The 21,620-nt window shown below is 42.2% G+C and carries 20 protein-coding genes and 1 pseudogene; 18 read left to right on the top strand and 3 right to left on the bottom strand.

All coding sequences use genetic code 11. The features are described 5' to 3' along the window. The first annotated feature begins 300 nt into the window (after positions 1 to 300). The 15 genes and pseudogenes from nikA (at position 301) to CS562_RS29215 (ending at position 15,672) form a co-directional block, all read left to right on the top strand. Entirely contained in the window at positions 301 to 1,926 is a 1,626-nt protein-coding gene (nikA, locus tag CS562_RS29285) for a nickel ABC transporter substrate-binding protein (protein WP_099859093.1), read from the top strand. A gap of 20 nt (positions 1,927 to 1,946) precedes the next feature. After that, positions 1,947 to 2,888 carry a nickel ABC transporter permease gene (gene nikB, locus CS562_RS29280; RefSeq protein ID WP_099859092.1) on the top strand — a complete coding sequence of 314 codons (942 nt, stop codon included), beginning with the start codon at positions 1,947 to 1,949 and terminating at the stop codon, positions 2,886 to 2,888. 4 nt (positions 2,889 to 2,892) lie between these two features. After that, complete coding sequence (gene nikC, locus CS562_RS29275) at positions 2,893 to 3,774, top strand: nickel transporter permease (protein ID WP_099859091.1); 882 nt, start codon at positions 2,893 to 2,895, stop codon at positions 3,772 to 3,774. Continuing rightward, positions 3,737 to 4,552 (top strand): ABC transporter ATP-binding protein, encoded by an 816-nt coding sequence (locus tag CS562_RS29270; protein WP_099859090.1) that lies wholly within the window; start codon positions 3,737 to 3,739, stop codon positions 4,550 to 4,552. The genes nikC and CS562_RS29270 overlap by 38 nt, the downstream gene beginning before the upstream one ends. 101 nt (positions 4,553 to 4,653) lie before the next feature. Further along, entirely contained in the window at positions 4,654 to 5,427 is a 774-nt protein-coding gene (locus CS562_RS29265) for an ABC transporter ATP-binding protein (RefSeq protein ID WP_257219645.1), read from the top strand. Then, on the top strand, positions 5,424 to 6,653 hold the full coding sequence (gene cntE, locus CS562_RS29260) for a staphylopine family metallophore export MFS transporter CntE (protein WP_180287243.1): 1,230 nt from the start codon (positions 5,424 to 5,426) through the stop codon (positions 6,651 to 6,653). Before CS562_RS29265 ends, cntE begins: the two co-directional genes overlap by 4 nt. Before the next feature lie 303 nt (positions 6,654 to 6,956). Beyond that, the gene (locus tag CS562_RS29255) at positions 6,957 to 7,637 is read left to right on the top strand and encodes a response regulator transcription factor (RefSeq protein WP_099859131.1); all 681 of its coding nucleotides are present in this window, start codon (positions 6,957 to 6,959) and stop codon (positions 7,635 to 7,637) included. Between the two features lie 450 nt (positions 7,638 to 8,087). Continuing rightward, positions 8,088 to 9,101: a siderophore ABC transporter substrate-binding protein gene (locus CS562_RS29250; RefSeq protein ID WP_099859087.1), complete on the top strand. Its 1,014-nt coding sequence runs from the start codon at positions 8,088 to 8,090 to the stop codon at positions 9,099 to 9,101. Between the two features lie 19 nt (positions 9,102 to 9,120). Further along, entirely contained in the window at positions 9,121 to 10,137 is a 1,017-nt protein-coding gene (locus CS562_RS29245; RefSeq protein WP_099859086.1) for an ABC transporter permease, read from the top strand. After that, positions 10,134 to 11,198 (top strand): iron chelate uptake ABC transporter family permease subunit, encoded by a 1,065-nt coding sequence (locus tag CS562_RS29240; protein WP_099859085.1) that lies wholly within the window; start codon positions 10,134 to 10,136, stop codon positions 11,196 to 11,198. The genes CS562_RS29245 and CS562_RS29240 overlap by 4 nt, the downstream gene beginning before the upstream one ends. Then, positions 11,195 to 11,947, top strand: a complete 753-nt coding sequence (locus CS562_RS29235) for an iron ABC transporter ATP-binding protein (protein WP_099859084.1) — start codon at positions 11,195 to 11,197, stop codon at positions 11,945 to 11,947. The genes CS562_RS29240 and CS562_RS29235 overlap by 4 nt, the downstream gene beginning before the upstream one ends. A gap of 460 nt (positions 11,948 to 12,407) precedes the next feature. Then, entirely contained in the window at positions 12,408 to 13,598 is a 1,191-nt protein-coding gene (locus tag CS562_RS29230; RefSeq protein WP_099859083.1) for a glycine C-acetyltransferase, read from the top strand. Between the two features lie 37 nt (positions 13,599 to 13,635). Then, positions 13,636 to 14,595, top strand: coding sequence for an L-threonine 3-dehydrogenase (locus CS562_RS29225; protein ID WP_076288767.1), 960 nt, complete (start codon positions 13,636 to 13,638; stop codon positions 14,593 to 14,595). Positions 14,596 to 14,825: 230 nt separating this feature from the next. After that, positions 14,826 to 14,918: pseudogene (locus CS562_RS29220) on the top strand (IS200/IS605 family transposase); the annotation flags it as partial. A gap of 277 nt (positions 14,919 to 15,195) precedes the next feature. Further along, positions 15,196 to 15,672: a hypothetical protein gene (locus CS562_RS29215; protein WP_099859082.1), complete on the top strand. Its 477-nt coding sequence runs from the start codon at positions 15,196 to 15,198 to the stop codon at positions 15,670 to 15,672. Positions 15,673 to 16,336: 664 nt separating this feature from the next. Here CS562_RS29215 and CS562_RS29210 read toward each other — a convergent pair. Further along, positions 16,337 to 17,359: an MBL fold metallo-hydrolase gene (locus CS562_RS29210; RefSeq protein WP_099859081.1), complete on the bottom strand. Its 1,023-nt coding sequence runs from the start codon at positions 17,357 to 17,359 to the stop codon at positions 16,337 to 16,339. A gap of 165 nt (positions 17,360 to 17,524) precedes the next feature. Here CS562_RS29210 and CS562_RS29205 point away from each other — a divergent pair, with 165 nt between their 5' ends. The 3 genes from CS562_RS29205 (at position 17,525) to CS562_RS29195 (ending at position 19,670) form a co-directional block, all read left to right on the top strand. Beyond that, a complete protein-coding gene (locus tag CS562_RS29205) occupies positions 17,525 to 18,535 on the top strand; it encodes a fumarylacetoacetate hydrolase family protein (protein ID WP_076288765.1) in 1,011 nt (336 codons plus the stop codon). A gap of 92 nt (positions 18,536 to 18,627) precedes the next feature. Beyond that, positions 18,628 to 19,209, top strand: a complete 582-nt coding sequence (locus tag CS562_RS29200) for a TetR/AcrR family transcriptional regulator (protein ID WP_099859080.1) — start codon at positions 18,628 to 18,630, stop codon at positions 19,207 to 19,209. A 236-nt stretch (positions 19,210 to 19,445) separates the two neighbouring features. Beyond that, positions 19,446 to 19,670, top strand: a complete 225-nt coding sequence (locus CS562_RS29195) for a DUF2750 domain-containing protein (protein WP_099859079.1) — start codon at positions 19,446 to 19,448, stop codon at positions 19,668 to 19,670. 633 nt (positions 19,671 to 20,303) lie between these two features. Here the strand turns inward: CS562_RS29195 and CS562_RS29190 are convergent. Then, entirely contained in the window at positions 20,304 to 20,504 is a 201-nt protein-coding gene (locus CS562_RS29190; protein ID WP_099859078.1) for a hypothetical protein, read from the bottom strand. A 430-nt stretch (positions 20,505 to 20,934) separates the two neighbouring features. Then, positions 20,935 to 21,405 (bottom strand): MarR family winged helix-turn-helix transcriptional regulator, encoded by a 471-nt coding sequence (locus tag CS562_RS29185; protein ID WP_099859077.1) that lies wholly within the window; start codon positions 21,403 to 21,405, stop codon positions 20,935 to 20,937. Between the last annotated feature and the right edge of the window lie 215 nt (positions 21,406 to 21,620).

Below are 21,620 nucleotides of genomic sequence, written 5' to 3'. Positions count from 1 at the left end.
CAGGAAAGCCTGCGTAACAGAATCACGCTCTGAGGGATGTATAAGCTGAATCCTGCGTCTGGAAAATAGTGGATTCCAGTATTGTCAGTAGGTGAATGTTCCATGTCTTGCTCCTTAACATGTGTATTTTCATCGGTGCTTCCGAGCAGCAATCCTAAACAAATAAGTTGCTGCAAGATCGTTTCTGCTTTTTGTGCTATAAAAAATCAGAAATATATTCATTGTTCAATCATACCAAACTCCTTAACATGATTGAAGATGATTTTCATTCTCATTAAAGTATTAAGGGGAGGATTTACCATGCTAAAGAGAAAAATGTTCCGAGTTACATTCGGTATGCTGTTTGTACTTCTGATTACCGTAACAGCGGCTTGTTCTAAACAGGAGGAAGCTGCTCCATCTGTAACTGCCAACGGTGAACAGAAAAAAACTAAAGAAATTACTGTATCTTGGATGAGGGACTTAGGTCCGTCCAATCCGCACGCGTATTATCCATCGCAGTTGTTTTCACAATCCATGATATACGAACCTTTGGTTGAGTACGGCGAAGGAGGAGAAATCAAACCCCATTTAGCTTCCAGTTGGGAAATTAGTGACGATGGAAAAGAGTATACTTTCCATCTTCGCGAGGACGTCAAATACTCGGACGGCACACCGTTCAATGCAGCTAGCGTTAAGCGTAATATAGACGCCATTCTGCAAAACAAAACGACCCATAGCTGGTTGGGAACAGCTAAATTGCTTGAACAAGCCGAAGTCGTAGATGAGTATACCGTCAAACTGGTCATGTCCGAGCCGTATTACCCGGTCTTGCAGGACTTGACGACCGTACGTCCCTTTCGTTTCTTGGCTGATGCAGGCTTCCCAAAAGGGGACAACACGCTGGAGAGCATTCAATCTCCAATCGGCACAGGGCCATGGATGCTTGAAGAGTACAAGCAGGATGAATACAGCGTATTTGTGAAGAATCCGAACTATTGGGGCGAACAGCCTGAGCTGGATAAGATCACTGTCCGCATCATACCCGATGCGGAAACCCGCGTGCTAGCTTTTGAGAAAGGTGATCTGGACCTCATCTTCGGAGAAGGTTCCATAAGTCTTGACGAATTTACGCGCCTGCAAAAAAACGAGAATTTCGAAACAGAATTGTCAGGCCCGCTGGGTACGCGGAACCTGATCCTGAACACGCAGAATACAAAACTGGCAGATGTGCGTGTAAGGCTCGCTTTACATCAAGGATTCGACAAAGCCGGATTGGTTAAGGGAATCACATCAGATGTGGAACAGCCCGCAACGCAGGTACTAACTACTGATTATCCTTATGTTAGCCAAACATTCCCTGGATTTGAGTATGATGCTGCCAAAGCATCAGCCTATTTGGATGAAGCTGGATGGGCAGTCCCAGCGTCAGGAGGGACCAGGGAGAAAAATGGAGAGAAGTTGTCATTCGAGCTGATGTACGATACAACGGACCGTATCCAAAAAGCAATGGGTGAAACACTTCAGGCTGAATGGGCGGGACTCGGCGTCGAACTTCGCTTGACAGGACTTGAGCTAACCGAACAAACCAAACGTTTTCGCGAAGGTGATTACGACATGAACTTCTGGTTCAACTCCGGCGTGCCATACGATCCGCATACGTTGGTCAATGCGGTAGCCGAGCCCACTTTCGGCGTTGCTGAGGCACATGTCAATATTGAAGGCAAGGCAGAGCTTGACGAACAAATCAGGCAAGTACTTGCTTCTGTTGACGAAAAGCGTAGACAGGAGCTCTATGACCAGATATTGCAAAAAATTCATGATGAATCGGTCATTATACCCTTGTCCTATATTCGTCAATTCAACGTATACCAAAAAACACTTGATAACGTATCGTTTCCGGAGAGTCGATGGGATCATCCATTTAACAGCATCCGCCTAAAATAAAAGAAAAGGAAGGGCCGCTCATGGCAGGTTATATTTTGAGAAGAGCACTAACGCTGATTCCACTCGTACTGTTCGCCACATTTGTAGCGTTTGTACTGATGAGGCTCTCTCCGGTTGATCCGGCCGAGGCTTACTTCTCAGCAGCACATATCAAGCCTAACGCGCAAATGCTTCAGGAAAAACGGACTGAACTTGGACTGGATCAATCGTTTATTTCCCAGTATGTGCATTCTGCTGTTCACATGTTGCAGTTGGACCTTGGAACGTCTTACTTGTCCTCCAAGTCCGTGTGGGAAGAAATATGGAGTCGATTACCGGCAACACTGCAATTAGCCGGAACCAGTATGATAATTGCATTTGTCGCCGTTGTCGTACTAGGATATTTCTCGGCGGTGCATGCCGGAAAGTGGATAGATTACGCGGTTCGCTTCCTTTCCTATATCGGAGCCTCATTGCCACAATTCATGCTGGGTTACTTGCTGATCTATCTGTTTTCTCTACAATGGGACTTGCTTCCAGTAGAGGGGAAGGGCACGTGGCAGCATTTGATTTTGCCATCGTTGACTCTGGCTTTAGCACTTGTGGCAACCTATGCGCGACTGTTTCGTGAGAGTATTTTGGAGCAGTTGAAGCATGCGTATGTGGACTATGCGCATACAAGAGGACTGAAATCACACAGCATCATGCTCAGACATGTGGTCCGGATTGCCATCCTGCCCGTCATTACCGGATTCGGTATGAATCTGGGTAGGATGATTACCGGAACAATTATAGTCGAAAGGGTATTCTCTTGGCCAGGACTTGGACGTTTTTTTGTCGAAGCCATCTTCAACCGTGATCTGCCTGTTATCCAAGGCTATGTCTTTTTTGCTGCCTGTCTTTACCTATGTACAAGTCTTCTAACCGATCTTCTGTACATGGCTGCCGATCCGAGGCTTTCCTTGCAAGAAAGGGGCAGGTGACATCATGAAGTTAAGAAGTTCGATTTTTGGCAAACGATTGGTCGTAGGTATGTGCTTATTGTTTTTGGGTATTTGTGCGGCAACCGCCGTCTTTGCACCATGGATAGCACCCCACGATCCTTATAAGATTGGAATGGCTATTAAACTGTTGCCATCTTCGGCAGAGCATTGGTTGGGTACGGACCATTTGGGCAGAGATGTGTTATCCAGACTCATCTATGGCGTTCGCATTTCGTTTGGACTGGTATTAGGTGTCTTTTCCGTGTCCGTGCTTATTGGCGTATCGATCGGCATGTTATCCGGTTATGTCGGTGGCTGGTTGGATCAGCTGTTCATGCGAATATGCGATGGCATGCTTGCATTTCCGAATCTGGTTCTTGTGTTAGGCATTGTTGGCATGCTTGGACCGGGCATATATCAGGTCATCATCGCACTGCTACTGGTACAGTGGGTGTACTATGCACGGATGACCCGAGGTCTTGTGCAACAACTGCGTTCGGAGCCATACTTGATGGCTGCCACTATTTGTGGCTCCAGTCGATTAACCATCTTAAGAAGACATGTTTTCCCACATATTTTTCCGCAGATTGTGGTAATTGGTACACTTGAGATGGGGTGGGCCATCATGGATATTTCAGCCCTTTCTTTCCTGGGCCTGGGCATTCAGCCTCCGACCGCTGAATGGGGAGCGATGATAAATGAGGGACGTGGCTATTTGCGCGAACATCCTTCTCTAATGCTGTATCCTGGAATGTGCATTTTAATGGTAGTGACCGCGTTCAATGTATTAGGGGAATCGTTGTCCCAATTGCTTGGTGTCAAAAAAGTGAAGGAAAGGAGCGCACCCCATGTTCGAAAAGCATCACGCAAGGTCGGCAACTCCTGAACCATTGCTCGTACTTTATAATGTCTGTGCCGACGTGATCAGTGACGGATCCTCTCAGCGGTTGCTTCACCACGTTTCGTTCTCGTTGCAGCCAGGACGCGTCATTGGTCTCGCAGGACAGAGCGGCAGCGGAAAAACGCTGACCTGCCGATCCATTCTTCAATTACTCGATCCCAGCATCCGCGTAAACGGTAGCATCAGGTTAAGAGGTAAGGAACTGAACAATATGACCGAAAAGGAGTTACGGACCATTCGTGGCAACGATATAGGCTATATCGTGCAAAATCCAATGAATGCACTAGTTTCCGTTCACACCATTGGAAGCCAGTTTGTCGAAACGATTCGCACGCATTCCCAGTGCAGCAAAAGAGAGGCTTTGAGTCTGGCCGTGCAGGCTCTCGAAAGTGTAAGGCTTCCAGACCCGGCTGGACTTCTTAAGCGGTACCCGTTCGAGCTTAGTGGTGGCATGTTGCAACGTGTGTTGATTGCACTCACGATGAGCTTGTCACCCTCCATCGTCATCGCGGACGAGCCGACTACCGCCCTGGATACGGTCAATCAATACCGCGTTCTGGAGGAACTCGAAAGGCTAAGGTTAAACAAAAATGTTGCCATACTGCTCATCACGCATGACTTTGATGTCATTGCAGAGATGGCCGATGAAGTTATTGTCATGAAGGAAGGGCGGATCGTGGAGCATAACGACGTATTATCCATATTCAATCGGCCACAGCATGCCTATACTCAGGAATTGCTGCGAAGCCGGTTGAATGACTGAACGGAGGAGTAAACATGGCATTGCTGGAAATTTCCCGCGTTACGCACGCTTATGATTCTGCCCACGGCTTCTTACGGAAATCGAAACAGGAGCCTCAAGCAGTGGTAAAGGATGTCTCTATAACGCTGGAGGCAGGACAATGCATTGGGTTGTTGGGAGGCAGTGGTGCAGGCAAGAGTACGCTCGGGAAAATCATGCTCGGCTTGCAGCGGCCTCAATCAGGCTCGGTACTTATTCATGGTAAGGACTTGTATACGAGCGACAAACGAACGAAGAAACAATTGCGGAAGCATGTACAGGCCGTATTTCAAGATTGTTATTCTTCGGTCAATTCTAGGATGACGGCAGCACAAATCATTTCAGAGCCGCTCGACAATTTTGAGCGGCTATCGAGCAGGGAGAAGGCTTATCGTATCTGCGAAGCTCTGGACTTGGTAGGGTTGCCCGCAAGTGCCATGAACAAGTTACCAAAAGAATTTAGCGGTGGACAACTGCAGCGCATCAGCATCGCGCGCGCCATGATCTCTAACCCCAGTGTCATCGTGCTTGATGAAGCGGTCAGCAGCCTTGATGTCGCCAATCAGGTGCACATTATCAGCGTTTTACGAGATTTAAAGGCACAACGAGACATGTCCTACATATTTATCACGCACAACCTAAAGGCTGCTTTTGCACTGTGTGACCGATGGACTGTATTGGATCAGGGTAGCCTGTGCGGGAGCTTCTCAACGAAGGCTGAAATGAAGGCATCCGAGGAGTCAGCAGTTAAGCAGCTGTTGGACGCTTCACTCTCTACACGTCCGGAACTCGGCACGATTCGCAAGGATAGGTACTTTCTTACTGACACAGAGCAGCGAGAAGGCGCATGGGCATGAATCGCAGCGAAGTTTTGGCAGACACCTACAACGGCGTATTTTCGCCCGCGTTGCTGCGCTTGTATGCCCTGACTTTTTTGTTTTACAGTGCTAACGCCTTCGTTCAGATGATATTGCCTCTTTATTCGCGTAGCGTCGGTTTGGGTAACGATAGAATAGGCATAATCGTGGGTACATATTTGCTGGTTAGCATGCTGCTACGACCATGGGCGGGATTAGTGGTTGAGCGAATCGGGGTTACCCGTATTCTGCGTTTCATCTTATTGGGGCATCTGTGCGTTTTGCTTCTGTACGTATGGCAGGGCAACGTTCCTCTTATCTTTATCAGGGGTTTGCAAGGCGCGGTTGCCGCCTTTTTCTCACTGGTCGTGCAGATGACCGTGATGGACCTGTTATCCGAACGCGACCGAACTCAGGGATTGTCACTGTATTTGCTGTTTGGCTTGTTGCCATCGGTTATGATGCCCGCTCTGGGATGGATCGCCTGGGACCAAGCGGGAATGAACGGATTTTATGCTGGCCTTGCAGTTCTTGGCGCATTGACTCTCATATCGGCTTATGGAACAGGAAGAGACACGAAACGCATTACAGTGGCCACCCGTTCCACTGAGCAGAAGACGAGAAAGCATGATATTACTGTAAGTATACAAGCCACGCTCTGGAACCGTCATTTCATTCTAAGCAGCCTCGTGATGATAAGCACAACGGTTGGATTCGGTGCGATAACGGCCTTCATGGCTTTGTACGTGGTGCAAACCGGGATCGGTAATGCTGGGGTGTTTTTTTTCATACAATCAGGAGTGATCGTAACAACGAGATTTGCTTTGCGTAAGCGACTGCCTTCGGACGGGAATTGGCATTCCGTTTATGTGGGTTTATTGTTATTTTCAATTACGATAGGTCTGGTACTGGTTGCCATTGCCCCGTATACTGGCATGACATGGGTACTGTATGTGGGCGGTATCGCAATCGGCTATGGCATCGCAAACATGTATCCCGTTCTTGCCGCTTACCTGAGCATCGTACTTGGACAAGAACGACGAAAAATATGGATGGGTCTGTTTATCTCCATGTCCGATCTTGGAACCGTAATTGGTAGCATCATCTTAGGGATAGCGGCAGACCATGTCGGTTACACCTCCATGTTCTTGATCTCCGCTGGAGCTTCACTCAGTATTGCCATCCTTGTAGCTATGAGTAATCGTTGGATGAATACCCATCATTGAAAAGCACTGAAGTTAAGACGACAAAACGACAAATTGATAATATCCCCTTTTAGTAGACAAGAATAAAAAGACATCTGGAAAGATGGATTTAATCTTGTTGACCAGAAGGGGATTTTTTATGGAAAATAGCAATGAATCACTTGTAATTCAACGGCTAATATGAGTTTGGGCTTTGAAAACTTCTAGGATGGCCCATCAATAATTGGACGGAAACTAGAACGTTGTCATACTCTATTTTGACAAAAATTCTACCACCGTAGTACTGTCAAGAGATGAGTAATATTGAAAGAGAGGTATAGAAAGGTGAAACAGGTACTTGTAATTAAGAATGAACGGTCTTTAGCAAAGAAAATCGTAAGCGGCCTAAAGCAAGACGGCTGTTTCAGTTTAAAACTTCATAATGAAAATCAAGGTTTAAATATAGTATTTGACCTAGATTGGGATATTATCGTATTAGATTGGGATTCACTAAGTATATCTGGACCGGAAATATGCAGACAAATACGAACTGTTAAAACGACACCGATAATCATTTTGACCGACAATGTGTCCAGCAAGGATTGCATAGCAGGGTTACAAGCAGGAGCAGATGATTATATAAGAAAACCATTTGTGAAAGAAGAATTAGTAGAAAGAATAAAAGTTATTTTAAGAAGAGAGGATGGTTTCCAGCCAAACGAGACAAATTTTTTTCAGTTTAAAGAACTCATCGTTGATGCATCAAGCAATATTGTGAAAAAAGGGGATGAAAATCTCCGCCTTACTAAGCGTGAGTACGAATTGCTTGTTTTTTTAATCAAGAATAAAAATAGAATATTGAGCCGTGAGATACTTTTGAACCAGGTGTGGGGATATGATACAGCAGTCAATCCAAATGTAGTGGATTTATATATTGGGTATCTAAGAAAAAAGCTAAAATGCGAGAAAAAAGACAGATATATCAAAACCGTACATGGCAGGGGTTATTCAATGATTGAACAATAATCCATATCAAGCATAATCGAAAGAACACGACTACCTTCACAAGATTTTCACATAATTAAAGACTATACTGTTCCACAGAACGTTTAAATGAAAATGATTATCAATAGCAATTGAGGTGGTGGCAATTACTATTCCATTCAATCTATTAACTTCATTTTCCTAAAAATCACATTAGTAGGGGGGAGCTAATACCAAGATAGATTGCGAACATACTCAAGTGCAGGAATAAGTATAGTAGGCTGAACTATGCAAAGCTAGGGCCAGGATAATTTGTATGTCTGACTAAAGCTGGAACACTAGATACAACAAGGCTTGGGGTTTAGTATCAATGTTGTTATTTACTAGTGCTACATATGTTGAAAGAGTACTTTTCGCTTCTATTTTTGCACTGACAGGCACATGGCTGTTTATGCCAATATTGAATTTGATTATAGGGAGAGAGTATTGGAAATGAGAAAATTTAAATTAACTGTCTTTTTAGCAATTTTTGTTTTGATGTTGGTAGCTTGTTCAAATGCAAGTAATGAAAATGGAGAAACTGCAACTAATGGACAAGAAAGCAATTCTACTGAAGCTTCAACGGTCGATATTACTGATGCTCATGGCACTGTTACTGTTCCTGTAAACCCCAAGAAAGTGATTTCTTTAGATAGTAGAACTTTTGAAACTTTAGCTGATTGGGGAATCAAATTAGTGGCTGCTCCAAAGGATGTTATGCCTGCAGATTCACCATATGTAAGTGATGACTCCGTTCAAAATATTGGTAATCACCGTGAACCAAATCTTGAAATTGTAGCAGCGGCAGACCCTGAACTTGTAATTATCGGTCAAAGATTTGCTGGCTATTATGATGAAATAAAAAAATTAGTGCCAAATGCAGCTGTTATTGATCTTAATTTTGATGTTTCTGAGGAAGCGGCTACACCTGGGGAAAACTTAGTAAATGGATTTAAGGATGCTACAAATTCTTTAGGGAAAATTTTTGATAAAAATGAAGAGGCTGAACAATTGGTAGCTGATTTCGATAAAGCTATTGAAGACGCTAAGTCAGCCTATAATGGTTCGGATACAGTTATGGGTGTTGAAGTTGCTGGTGGGAATATTGGTTTCTCTGCTCCTCATTTTGGACGTGTTTGGGGACCTATGTATGATATTTTTGGATGGAAACCAGCATTAGAAATTGAAAATGCTACTTCAGACCATAAAGGAGACGAGATTTCTGTAGAAGCTATTGCACAAAGTAATCCCGATTGGCTTCTCGTACTAGATCGTGATGCAGCAGTATCTTCTACGAGTGATGCCGTTCCAGCTCAGGATGTTATTAATAATTCAGCTGCTCTTAAAAAGGTAACTGCTATTTCTAAAGGGCAGATTGTTTATGCGCCAAATGACACGTACACAAATGAATCCATCCAAACTTTTATAGAAGTATTTGAAAACCTTGCAAACACTTTAGCTAAGTAGTTTAAAGGAGTATAACATAGTGCCGAAAAATATAATCGCCGAGGTTGAGAATAATTCTCAACCTCGGCTTTATAAGTACAATAAGATATGGACAAAACCATTTATATTAACGATTTTAGTTGTTTTTATTTTATGCATTATATCATTGTTTACTGGAGCGTATGACATACGTGGACAAGAGGATGGAATGGAAATGTTTTTCATCACTCGTGTTCCAAGAACAGTTGCTCTAATGCTTACTGGAGCTGCTATGTCCATGGCTGGACTCGTAATGCAACTTATTACACAGAATCGTTTAGTTGAACCTACCACAACTGGAACTATTGAATGGTCAGGGTTGGGACTTCTTTCTGTATATTTATTATTTCCTGCACCCACTTTAGTTCAAAGAATGACTGGTGCAATCATTTTTTCTTTTATAGGTACAATGGTTTTCTTTTTATTTTTAAGAAGAGTTAAACTTCGTTCGTCTTTAATTGTACCGATTATCGGGATGATGCTTGGAGCAGTCATTTCGGCATTTTCTACTTTTATTGGACTTGTTTTTCAAATGACACAGAATATTGAAACTTGGTTTGTAGGTTCTTTTGCACCCGTTCAAGTTGGAAGATATGAATACTTGTGGCTCATTGTCATCGTTACTTTTCTTATTTTTATGTATGCTAATAAATTGACTCTAGCAGGACTAGGGGAAGATGTTGCAACAAGTCTTGGAGCGAATTATAATAGGATCGTTTTTTGGGGTACTGGTCTTATTTCTCTTGCAGTTGGAATTGTTGCAGCCGTTATTGGAAACTTACCTTTTTTAGGTTTAATTGTACCCAATATTGTTTCAATGTTTAGAGGCGATGATCTTAGGAGTAATTTGCCTTGGGTATGTGTGATAGGAATGGGTACTATAACGGTTTGCGACATCATTTCTCGAACCATTATCATGCCTTTTGAAGTACCTGTCTCATTGATACTTGGAACAGTAGGGGCAGTCGTATTTATTCTTATTTTATTGAGACAGAGGAAACAAGGGAGGCTAAGATGAGCACATTGGAATATAGAAATAAAGAAAATGTCAAAGTCGATTCTAGCCTCCATAATGCAAAAAGATCAGCCAGAGCTTTTCGTTCGAAGAAAGAAGAAAGACGTTATTGGATTTTGCTGATCACATTAATTGTTTTGGGTGTTCTTTCTTCGTATGGACTTTTAGTTTATAACAATCCAGTTCCCATAGATTCACCTTCTTTTATACCAGTTGTTAGAAGAAGGGTAGATGCTCTTGTTGCAATGATTATTGCTGCGATTTGTCAGAGTTTGTCGACGGTTGCTTTCCAATCGATTACGAATAATCGGATTATAACTCCTTCACTTTTAGGATTTGAATCACTATACTCAACCATTCAGACTAGTACCATATTTTTCTTTGGTGCTGGTGCATTCATCAATTTTACTGGCATTGGATCGTTTGCATTTCAAGTTATTGTTATGGTCTTGATGAGTTTGATCCTATATGGATGGTTGCTCTCTGGGAAGTATGGAAATCTACAACTTATGCTCTTGGTTGGAATTATTATTGGAGCTGGACTGAGATCTGTGTCAACTTTTATGAGAAGACTTCTTGCGCCGTCTGAGTTTGATATTTTACAGGCAAGATTGTTTGGTTCTGTTAATAATGCGAATTCTGAATATTATCCTGTTGCAATTCCAATTGTAATCATTGTAGCTTTGCTTATACTTGCGTATTCCAAGAAATTAAATGTAGTATCACTTGGAAAAGATGTCTCTACTTCTTTTGGAGTTAAACATCAAGCAAGTATAATTTATACACTAATATTAGTTTCTGTTTTGATGTCCATTTCTACGGCTATGGTTGGACCACTTACTTTCTATGGGTTTTTAGTTGCAACTTTGAGTTATCAAGCAGCGCCAACTTATGATCACAGATATATTTTTCCGATGGCTCTTGCTATAGGATTTTTGATCATAACGAGTGCTTACTTTTTAATGTATCATATATTCAATGCTCAAGGTGTGGTTTCAGTTATTATCGAACTATTTGGTGGAATCATATTCTTAATTGTGATTTTAAGGAAGAGGGCTTTATGATAAAGATTGATAATGCTAGAAAGTTGTATGCTGATCAGGTGAAAATAGGACCCTTGAATATTGAAATACCAAAGGCTTGTTTTACTTCTTTAATTGGGCCTAATGGTGCTGGAAAGTCTACGACACTTTTAATGATTGGAAGACTTTTGGGTATAGATGAAGGCCAAATTATAGTGGCGAACATGGATATTTCTGAATCTAAATCAAAAGACTTAGCCAAAATTGTAACTATCTTGCGACAAGAAAATCATTTTGTAACAAGGCTTACTGTTAGACAGCTAGCTGGATTTGGGCGTTTTCCCTATTCTAAGGGAAGATTAACGAAAGAAGATGAGGTTATTATTTCTAAGTATATCGATTTTTTAGACTTGACTGATCTGGAGAATAGATATTTAGATGAGCTATCTGGTGGTCAAAGGCAAAGGGCATATGTAGCCATGGTTCTGAGCCAAGAAACGGAATATGTGCTTTTGGACGAGCCTCTAAACAACCTTGATGTTGCTCGTTCTGTTCAAATGATGGAGCATTTGAGGCTTGCTGCAAAGGAATTTGGAAGAACAATTCTGACTGTTATGCATGATATTAATTTTGCAGCCAAATATTCTGATCGAATTTGTGCCATGAAAGATGGACAAATTGCAGCTTTTGGAACAGTAGAAGAGATTATGAATTCAGAAATTTTGACAGATATTTTTGAAACAAAGATAGAAATTATCGAGGGCCCTTATGGGCCCATAGCGATTTATTAGTTACAATTTTTCCGGAAAAAGCATTTCATAATAGGGATGTAAACAGTCGTCTTAGAGATGACTGCTTACATCCCTATTCTTATTTAATGAGAAATTAATTTTCCAGAATCAAATAGCGATTTTAATCAAATTCAAATTCCAAATTCACACCTTTACGTTCAATTACTCCGTACACTCAATAGAACTATATCAAACTAATAAGCAAAAGAAATAATGGCTGCACAAGAAGTTACCGAGCAGCAAAAGATATAAGCAAAGATTTAGTAGCGATTGCTTCCGGAAATGGGGAAGCAATCGCTATGTTTTCGTGCGGATATTTTTATTTTTTGTCCTCCACATGTGTACAAAAAATAAAAAAGATGATACATTGAAATTAGTTTAACTCCTTTTATAACAGGGTTTTTTTAAAGAATACTATGTCTCCTGTACGAGGACATACGTATATCGAGGAGGGAATGGAATGTCAAGTCAAGCATTGGACCAATTTTTAATTTCGAACATCGAGGATCTAAAGACTAAAGGTCTATATAACGTCATCGACACGCTGCAGGGTGCAAATGGTCCTGTTATTCGTATCGACGGAAAGTCCCTAATCAATTTGTCTTCCAATAACTATTTGGGACTGGCAACAGATCACCGCCTGATTGATGCTTCAGTTAAGGCGTCGCAGACATACGGGGCAGGCGCAGGGGCTGTGAGAACCATTAATGGTACGATGGATCTTCATATTAAGCTTGAAGAAAAACTGGCCCGTTTCAAAAAAACGGAAGCCGTTATCGTGTATCAATCGGGATTTAACTGCAATATGGCTGCTATATCCGCGGTAATGGACCAGCATGATGCGATTTTATCTGATGAGCTGAACCACGCTTCGATTATTGATGGTTGCCGCCTGTCGAGAGCAAAGGTGATTCGCTTTAAGCATTCGGATATGAATGATTTAAGACAGCAGGCGAAAGATGCCAAGGAATCCGGTCAGTACCATAAAATTATGGTCATCACCGACGGGGTTTTCTCCATGGATGGTGATATAGCAAAGCTGCCCGAAATCGTGAAAATAGCAGAAGAATTCGATCTGATTACTTATGTGGATGATGCCCACGGTTCGGGCGTTCTCGGAGCAGGTGCGGGAACCGTGAAGCATTTTGGATTGTCCGACCGCATTGACTTTCAAATTGGTACTCTTTCCAAGGCGATCGGCGTTGTCGGAGGTTATGTGGCGGGTAAAAAACAACTGATCGAATGGTTGAAGCTGAGAAGCCGTCCGTTTCTGTTCTCGACATCGCTACCTCCGGCTGTAATCGCTTCTTGCAGCGCTTCTGTCGACATTTTGATGAATGACAAAGAACTGATCGAGAAGCTGTGGGAGAACGGCAATAAATTGAAAAATGGCTTGAGACTGCTTGGATATGATGTAGGCCAAAGCGAAACGCCGATCACACCTTGTATCATTGGCGACGAAGTAACCACCCAACAGTTCAGCAAACGGCTCTATGAAGAAGGCGTTTACGCCAAGGCAATCCTGTTTCCGACAGTTCCGAAAGGAACCGGAAGAATACGCAACATGCCGACAGCTGCCCATACCAAGGAGATGCTCGATCAGGTGATCTCCGTTTATGAGAAAGTTGGCAAGGAAATGAAGCTGATTTAGCTGTATTCGCGGGAGTATATTTCGGGAGGAATGTCTTATGAACAAGATTTTGGTGACTGGAGCACTGGGCCAAATCGGTTCTGAGTTAGTTGTTAAATTACGTGAAATTTATGGTGCGGATCACGTCGTTGCTACGGATCTCAGGTCATCAGCCCACGAAATTACCCGATCCGGGCCATTCGAGCTGCTGGACGTGACGAATGATAAGGCGATGTTCGAAATCGCCAAGCGGTACGAAGTTGATACCGTCATCCATTTGGCTGCGCTGCTGTCGGCTACCGCAGAGGAGAAACCGCTGCTTGCCTGGAATTTGAATATGGGCGGATTGATGAATGCACTTGAAATATCCAGGGAGCTCGGCTGCCAATTTTTCACTCCAAGCTCCATTGGATCTTTTGGTCCTTCGACTCCGAAAGACAATACCCCGCAGGATACGATCCAGAGGCCCAATACGATGTACGGTGTGAATAAAGTGTCCGGCGAACTGCTTTGTGATTATTATTTTCACAAATATGGCCTGGATACTAGGGGGCTGCGATTCCCGGGTTTGATATCTTATATGACGCCTCCCGGCGGAGGAACGACAGATTACGCTGTGGAAATTTATTACGCAGCCGTGACGACTGGCCGGTATACATCTTATATCGCCAAGGACTCAAACATGGACATGATGTATATGCCGGATGCCCTGAACGCTATCATCGAATTAATGGAAGCGGATTCTTCCCGGTTGATACACCGAAATTCATTTAATGTTACCGCAATGAGCGTGGATCCGGAGGCGATCGCTGCAGCGATACGGGATGAGTTTCCCGGCTTTATCCTCGATTATGACGTTGATCCGAAGAGACAGGCGATTGCCGATAGTTGGCCGCATTCCATTGATGCGACGGCAGCGAAAACAGAATGGGGATTTCATGCCCGCTACGATCTGAAGGCCATGACGAAGGATATGCTTTCACAGCTAAGCGAGAGACAAATGCTTCGCAAGGCTTAAAGTTATTATGAATTCGCTGTGCAAACCGAGTAGAAATACAAAAGAAGCTGCATCAAGAGGTTTAGCGTTACCCGGACCTTTGGTTGCAGCTTCTTTTTTACATCCACCAACCCAGACATTTCCGTGGTCTGTGGCTTATCAGATAAAGAATACGGCATAAAGTTTGCAACAGGACGGACCGAGGTATGAAAAAATTAAAACACAGAAGTGAAAGAAAGGGAGCTGCTGTTTATATTCGTGAGCAAGAAGCACATGATCAAGCAGTAGACAAGCTGAGTGTAAAAGAATACGAAGATCCATTCAGCATTAATAAAAGCAAATAGAAACAAAACCAGTTTAACTGGTAAGTGAAAGTGACAAATAACACTGAGCCTGAACAGACCTGCTGTCAGGCTAGCGTCTTTAGGCGCAGTTTGGAAACAGGGGGTTATACCCCTAAAGTCCGTATATTTTAATATAAATGAGATAATTAGGGAGTATTAATATTAGAATAGAACTTTACTTACATACCAGGATTATTTTAATCTTTAATATGTTATTATGTGGCCATGAATTATTCTATGGCCTCTTCTTTATTTTGATGATGTAAGGAGCGAGATTATGGATAAAAAAGAAAAGAAGTATATTATTGCTATTGTTATACTTATTGCAGTTGTATTGGGTGTTATATGGTATTTTAGAGTGGGATATTTATTAAAAAAACCAGAGATGCCCGAAGCAAATATTGAAATTCAAACAAAAATGGTTGATAGGGGCACTATTAATCTAAGAAACGCTGAATACACGGAAGGACAAATAAAGGTCGGATATGAAGTGAATGGATTCAGTTTGAAAGAGTATAATGTTTCTTGTAAGCTTTATAATGACGGAAATTTAATTTCATCTTCTGGCTCGACAGATGGAGGCTTAATAGAATTAGACAAACAGCATTATTACTTTGTCGGTTTTGAGAATATAGATCAAGTTAATCTGCCTGACTCTATAAATCTAACTGTGGAAATTACTGTGATACCAAATGATTCTGGACAAAAACCTTTAACAGCATCATTCAATGTGGGCCTTGCTAAAGAAATGTAAATAGAATCAAATATCATAATAACGAGCAGTTTAGTTGAGGATTAATTAGAGGGTACCTTATCATGAATAGGGCGAAATTTTCGTTTTGGCGCTGAAAATAGCATTCAAAAAGCAAATGAAAACAATGTAAACTAATCGGGCTCCCACTATTCTGAGGGTGCCCACTTTAATTTTTGGACGATTTTAGTCGAGGCTTAGGCTAAATCAATAGGGAAGATGAGGAAGTGCTGCAAGCTATCAGCTACTATCAAGGCTCGATTGCAAGTCCAGCTACCTCCTTATTCTATTGAAAATTGAGGTTGCAAATGCCAAGGACAAGAACTTGTACCGATTACCGTATTGGGACAAAAACATGTTCCTATTTCCGATTAGGCATATATCTAATCGTTTTTTTCTCGTTAATTCATTAAACTAAACGGGCATGTTAACTTAATAATGACAGGTAGGAAACAATTTAACGGCAGAGGTGAAGGCGTCAAATTTTGGTTATATCGTTTTAGAAGAGTTCTACTAGTAAGTCATGAGTCCAACTCCATTTTTCTTCATAATCGGTTTCTAAGCACCCATTTTAATTCCGTGGAACAATTCAAAAAAACGGCCGCTGTTCGCATCGTTTGCGACAGGGTCGTTTTTTGTTTTTCGTAGGCTAGCTTCAAATTGCTATTCACTCTTGCCAAACACTCATAGGGTCCCATGGCTTGATTTGATTACCATATTTTGCGGTCAAAAAAACTTTCATGTCTTCCAGTTTAGCAGGCACCTCGTTCCAAATTGGAAGGGGGGGTAACCCTCGTTTGCTTTTCAATAGGATGTCCACTGTAACATACAAGCGTTCTGGCTGAATCCAATGAAGGAAGCGGTAAATATCAATTTGCTTAGTCAGGGACAAGGCATCAATTTCGTCATTGTAATGCTTGTTGAACTCGCTGATCAGGTTCAGGAGGTAGTCTCTCTGCTCCTTCACGAAGTCCAGGCCGCAGATGGCGCCATGTCCTGGAATAACGATTTCGGGTTTAATTTCATCAATAATGCGGTCAAGTACTTTAACCCAATTGAGGGTTCCCTCTTCGCTGTATGCCGTACACCCGTTAAACACGACATCGCCGGCGAACAGCACTTTTTCTTTTGGCATCCACAGCAGCAAGTCGCTGTCAGAGTGTGCTGGAGCAACGTTGTAAATCATTACTTCCGTATCGCCAAGACGGATGTTGATATCGTCTTTTATCTCAATATTCGGGAGCAACCATTCTACGCCTTCCAGGTCGAATCCTTCAAATTCAGCTGCAAAAAAACGCTCGCCCGAAGTCGATTCCGGAGAATCCTTTCCTCTTTTGATGACGCTGTCCATCCAGGCGATATTTTCTGTAAGACGCTCTCTGGACGCTTCCTTGTGCATAATAATGCAAGCATCTTCAAACACTTTGTTTCCCCAGGCATGGTCGCTATTATAGTGCGAGTTCACCACATATGCGGGAGAGCCGCCGTTGCTTACTTCCTTAAAAGCCTCCCGCATTTCCCGCGCATGGAACAAATCGAAGAACGTGTCATACACCAGCCCTTCACCCTTGTTGATGAATCCGGCATTGGCCCAACTGATGCCGCGATACGGCGAAATACCGGCAAAGACGCCATCTGCGACTTCAAAAAATTTAACGCGAGGTTTTTGAATAATACGTCCATACTTCATAAAAATTCTCCTTCGTGTATATGTTTTTTTGGTAAGTCATACTGACTATGTCCTCATTATAGAAAATGGAAAACAGAAATGCAAGCATGTACTTGCATGCATTAATTCCATACTGTATGCTACTAACAGAACAACATCACACTACATGGATGGAGGCGCTGCAATATGAAACTAGTAACCTTTCAAACCAATACATCCCAGGAACCTTTGTTTGGGCTTGTAATTAACGAGAGATTTATCGTGTCTTTTGCTGCAATCATGAAAAAGCAGGGAACGTTCTCTGACAGTCTTGAAAGTATGGACAGCTATCTTCATTATTTGCCGGAGAGTTATGATGCTGCTAAGGAAATGATGCAATATGCTATCGAACAGTTGCATCAATTCAATGAAAATGAAATCAGCCTGATTTCAGCGGTAAACCTGCTACCGCCGGTTCCGAATCCGGCTGCGCTTATCGATTTTGGGCTGACGCCAAGACATCTGAGAAATGCTGGCGTAAATCTGCTGCAAAGAGAATATACAGGGCCGGAAAGAGAAGAACTTAAACGGAAAATCGCCGAAAAATTCCAGCAAGATCCGAATAAAGTGAATTTCAGTTATTACAAGTGTAACCATAATGCTGTAATTGGCGATGGGGATACGATTCATTGGCCATCATACTCTTCATACCTGGATATTGAGCCGGAGCTGGCCTTTGTTACAGGGAAGGGGAACTGCGTTGCAGGTTATGTTATTTTTAACGACAGTACTGTCCGCGATGTGCAGTGGCCGGATTTCCAGGCGATGACCGGACCGACGCGCTGCAAAGATTTCGATCGCAGCAAAGGGATAGGGCCATTTCTGGTAACGCCGGATGAAATCGACAACCCGCTGGCATTGGACGTGGATGTGCGTATCGGGGAGAGACTGCACTGGAAGGGAAGCACATCCGAGTATTCTGCACACCCTGCAAAAGTGATGGAGGAGGTTCTCAAAGTTTTCACGCCACTCCCGGGCACGATTATAGGAATGGGGACGATACCGGATTGCTGCGCAATCGAGACCGAAGAATGGCTGTTGCCCTCTGACCGAATCCAGATTACATTTGATAAATTAGGCACGCTCACGCAATTGGTGCCTGATCATATCAAAATTACGGAACCAAGCCGCTGGGATAAAAGAAGTGATTTACCTTAAATAAACGTTTATGAAAATGATGAACCCCTACCCTGCTGCATATACAAAACTTGTAGTAGAATAGATTTAACATATGCTAAAGGAGCAATATAATGCAAACTTCAGACAGAATCATTGAAGCCGCGACACGGCTCATCAAAAAGAATGGCTATCGCGGAGTAAGCACCAAAGCCATTGCAACGGAAGCTAAAGTCAATGAATCTACGATTTTTCGGCAATTTGGAAGCAAGCAAGGCATATTGGAAGCCATCATTGAAAGACATTCGGATATCCCGCAATTTGAGAAGCTGTTAAAAGAGGACGCGACCGATAATCCGGAAGTCGATCTGCTGAATGTAAGTCAGCAGTACCGATTGTTCTTCCATAAAAATGCGGACATCATTTTGATTGGCATCCGCGACAAAGGAATGTTTCCCGAATTAGACAGAGTGCTGGCCGATCCGCCGGTGAAGCTGCACTCCTTGCTGGTTGAATATTTTGAACGCCTGCAGAAGAAAAAAGTTATAGCCAGACAGGATGAGCGCCTTGCCGCCATGTCTTTTCTCTCGATGTGCTACGGCTTTCAGATGAGCGAGCTGATTCACGGGCAATATCAGTCCCAACTCGTCACCGAGGAAGATTTCTACAAGCACAGTGTCTCATTGTTTGTAAAAGGAATTTTGTCTCAGTCATAAGCTTTGTGAGATGTGTCTGTATTTGCATACGAAATGGACCTCGGTACTAGGCTGTTGCTATACCGTGGAACTTCTTCATCTCAGCGTTTTTATACTCAAAAACTAGTCTGCATTTATCAGTATTAACGTAGAATATATACCATAAATATGGTGATCATTGATCGGCTGCCTTTATATAACTAAAGGGCAGGTTAGCGTGGTATATTTAATTTAAAGTTCTAACAAGGAGGCTGCAAATGAATTCGATAACCTCGAAAGAGTTTGCAGAGTACTGTGCTTATGAAGAGTGGTCAAATTATAAAGCACATTGTATCTCATTAGACGAGTTCATTAGTGACTGGTTACCCAATATGGTGGAGGATCAGCATAAGCTGTCGATCTTTTGGAACAGAGATGATTCTGCAGTTCTTGAGATTCAAGTGCTACTAAATGATTTAGTGAAGGAACTCAAAAAGTATTGATCCATCGTTACGCTAACGGGGAACGTTAGCTTAATAAAACTTAAGAAGGCATCAAATTGATCAGCTGCTGATTTCAACTAGCGGACTGACAATAGGGATCGTTGCAGAAATGCTGACGATCTTTTTTTTGTATGTGTTTAATTATGAGTATATAAATCACGAAAAAGGGCTCCTCTGTAGACCAGGACACCCCAAGTGCGGGTCAGCGATCACGTACCTGGATATAAATGGGTGTTTCCCGGCAAAAAAAGGTATAGAAAGCCAATGCGCGGATCTGATGCTCTTTTATCAGTAATTATGGCGTAAAGCCAGAGAGCTTGAAGAAAAAGAACCGGAGAATGTTAGGCGAATAGATGAGATTTATGAGATGATCATGGACATTAGTAAGATATTTGAGGTTAGAGCAGGACACAGCTCAATAGAAACAAACTCTATATATCTTAAAACAGAAGATTCTATTTTCTGGCATGGGTACTTGTAGGGGGGAGAATGCATGTTGGAGGAGATATATTTCATTATTTCCTGAAGATAAGCAGAGCATCTCCTGAAGGAGATGCTTATTTTCTTGAGTAGACACATTGTTAGGATTGCTATTGGGTATCATTCGTCCTAAATCGAGGAAGTATAAATATATTACTCTCTTTTTTCATTATCTAATCGCCGACGAAATACCAAAGCCGAAACAGCCAATATAATAAAAGATAATGTTGAAGCAGCAGTAAACATCTTCAACACATTTCCTATTGGGGGGTTAAACAACAGAGCAATTGAGATGATTAAAACGGCACCTGTTAAACCCATTCCCAAAATCGAGATCGCTAAAATCTTGTTCATCAAATCACCTCACAGCGGATATTTCACCATTTAAAGAGATTAAATGAGTGGGGCTGGAAGAAAGTTATCAAGAGTCCTAAAAAAACTATAGTGCTAAGGTTATTTGTCAACACAATGTAAATATATATCTTTCTATTATGCACCGAGACGGGACACAAATACTACTAGAAAAAGTGATTTCAGAATTTCCATATGCTAGACATCTAGGTGAGCGTTAAAAGGATAATATTAAAGTGAACATTTATTGTTATTTATTAGATCCTTTAATATGATTGAATTAAATTAAACAAAGAAAGGTCTAAAGTAATTTGTATGATTTTATCGTTCTAATGGAAAAATTAAACTGACCCCTCCGCTATTTTCAGCGAGAGAGGCCCGTTACTTGTCAATTGCAGTACTTATATATTGTGCATGCCCTCCAAAACAGCGATCAAGATGAAGAGTTGTTACTAGGCGATCTGTCAATTTTTTTGGTTCGTTCCGCCAGTTCAGTTATTGACTTAATGTCTTGATCAGTTAATAGATCTAGAAAATACTTGCGTATTGCCTTTGAGACTATGGGAAGGGCTTCATCCAAGGCTGACTTTCCGACGGATGTAATAATGACTTGCACACCGCGATCTGTGTCTAGTGGTTTCCTCAGAACTAGACCACGTTTTTCCATACGCGTTAGATGATGAGATAGTCGGCTCTTATCCCAATCCATCGAGTCAGCTAATTCTTGTTGGCGAAGTTTACCATCCCCAAATTGGACTAAACGATCTAATACTCCAAAATCGCCTTCTGATAGTCCTGTATATTCAGACATTTCTTTTACAACGCGACCGAAGACTCGTTTAAAGGAGCCTTTCCACGTATTCCATAGTCGCATTTCGTCTTCGTTTAGTTCATTAATATCCATGCTAATATAATACCATGGTTGACACATCAACCACAAGATGTTAGAGTTTGTTTTATGAGTTGACATGTCAACCGAGAGAGTTGGATTTGTCTTTTGGTTGATATGTCAACTTAAGAGGGTCATAAAGATCTGCAAAAGATGTATAGGAAGGTGAAGAAGGAGAGAAAAGTGCATAAACCTGTGCCTTGGTCACTGGGGCAAACAAAGGAAACGGG

This window comes from Paenibacillus sp. LK1, from assembly GCF_002750415.1.
GTDB classification, from domain to species: Bacteria; Bacillota; Bacilli; order Paenibacillales; family Paenibacillaceae; genus Paenibacillus; species Paenibacillus taichungensis.
This window is presented reverse-complemented; position numbering and strand designations above follow the sequence as displayed.

Coding starts and splice junctions, on each gene's coding strand:
- nikA (WP_099859093.1), top strand. CDS start 301: ATGCTAAAGAGAAAAATGTTCCGAGTTACATTCGGTATGCTGTTTGTA.
- nikB (WP_099859092.1), top strand. CDS start 1,947: ATGGCAGGTTATATTTTGAGAAGAGCACTAACGCTGATTCCACTCGTA.
- nikC (WP_099859091.1), top strand. CDS start 2,893: ATGAAGTTAAGAAGTTCGATTTTTGGCAAACGATTGGTCGTAGGTATG.
- CS562_RS29270 (WP_099859090.1), top strand. CDS start 3,737: ATGTTCGAAAAGCATCACGCAAGGTCGGCAACTCCTGAACCATTGCTC.
- cntE (WP_180287243.1), top strand. CDS start 5,424: ATGAATCGCAGCGAAGTTTTGGCAGACACCTACAACGGCGTATTTTCG.
- CS562_RS29250 (WP_099859087.1), top strand. CDS start 8,088: ATGAGAAAATTTAAATTAACTGTCTTTTTAGCAATTTTTGTTTTGATG.
- CS562_RS29240 (WP_099859085.1), top strand. CDS start 10,134: ATGAGCACATTGGAATATAGAAATAAAGAAAATGTCAAAGTCGATTCT.
- CS562_RS29235 (WP_099859084.1), top strand. CDS start 11,195: ATGATAAAGATTGATAATGCTAGAAAGTTGTATGCTGATCAGGTGAAA.
- CS562_RS29230 (WP_099859083.1), top strand. CDS start 12,408: ATGTCAAGTCAAGCATTGGACCAATTTTTAATTTCGAACATCGAGGAT.
- CS562_RS29225 (WP_076288767.1), top strand. CDS start 13,636: ATGAACAAGATTTTGGTGACTGGAGCACTGGGCCAAATCGGTTCTGAG.
- CS562_RS29215 (WP_099859082.1), top strand. CDS start 15,196: ATGGATAAAAAAGAAAAGAAGTATATTATTGCTATTGTTATACTTATT.
- CS562_RS29210 (WP_099859081.1), bottom strand. CDS start 17,359: ATGAAGTATGGACGTATTATTCAAAAACCTCGCGTTAAATTTTTTGAA.
- CS562_RS29205 (WP_076288765.1), top strand. CDS start 17,525: ATGAAACTAGTAACCTTTCAAACCAATACATCCCAGGAACCTTTGTTT.
- CS562_RS29200 (WP_099859080.1), top strand. CDS start 18,628: ATGCAAACTTCAGACAGAATCATTGAAGCCGCGACACGGCTCATCAAA.
- CS562_RS29195 (WP_099859079.1), top strand. CDS start 19,446: ATGAATTCGATAACCTCGAAAGAGTTTGCAGAGTACTGTGCTTATGAA.
- CS562_RS29190 (WP_099859078.1), bottom strand. CDS start 20,504: ATGAACAAGATTTTAGCGATCTCGATTTTGGGAATGGGTTTAACAGGT.
- CS562_RS29185 (WP_099859077.1), bottom strand. CDS start 21,405: ATGGATATTAATGAACTAAACGAAGACGAAATGCGACTATGGAATACG.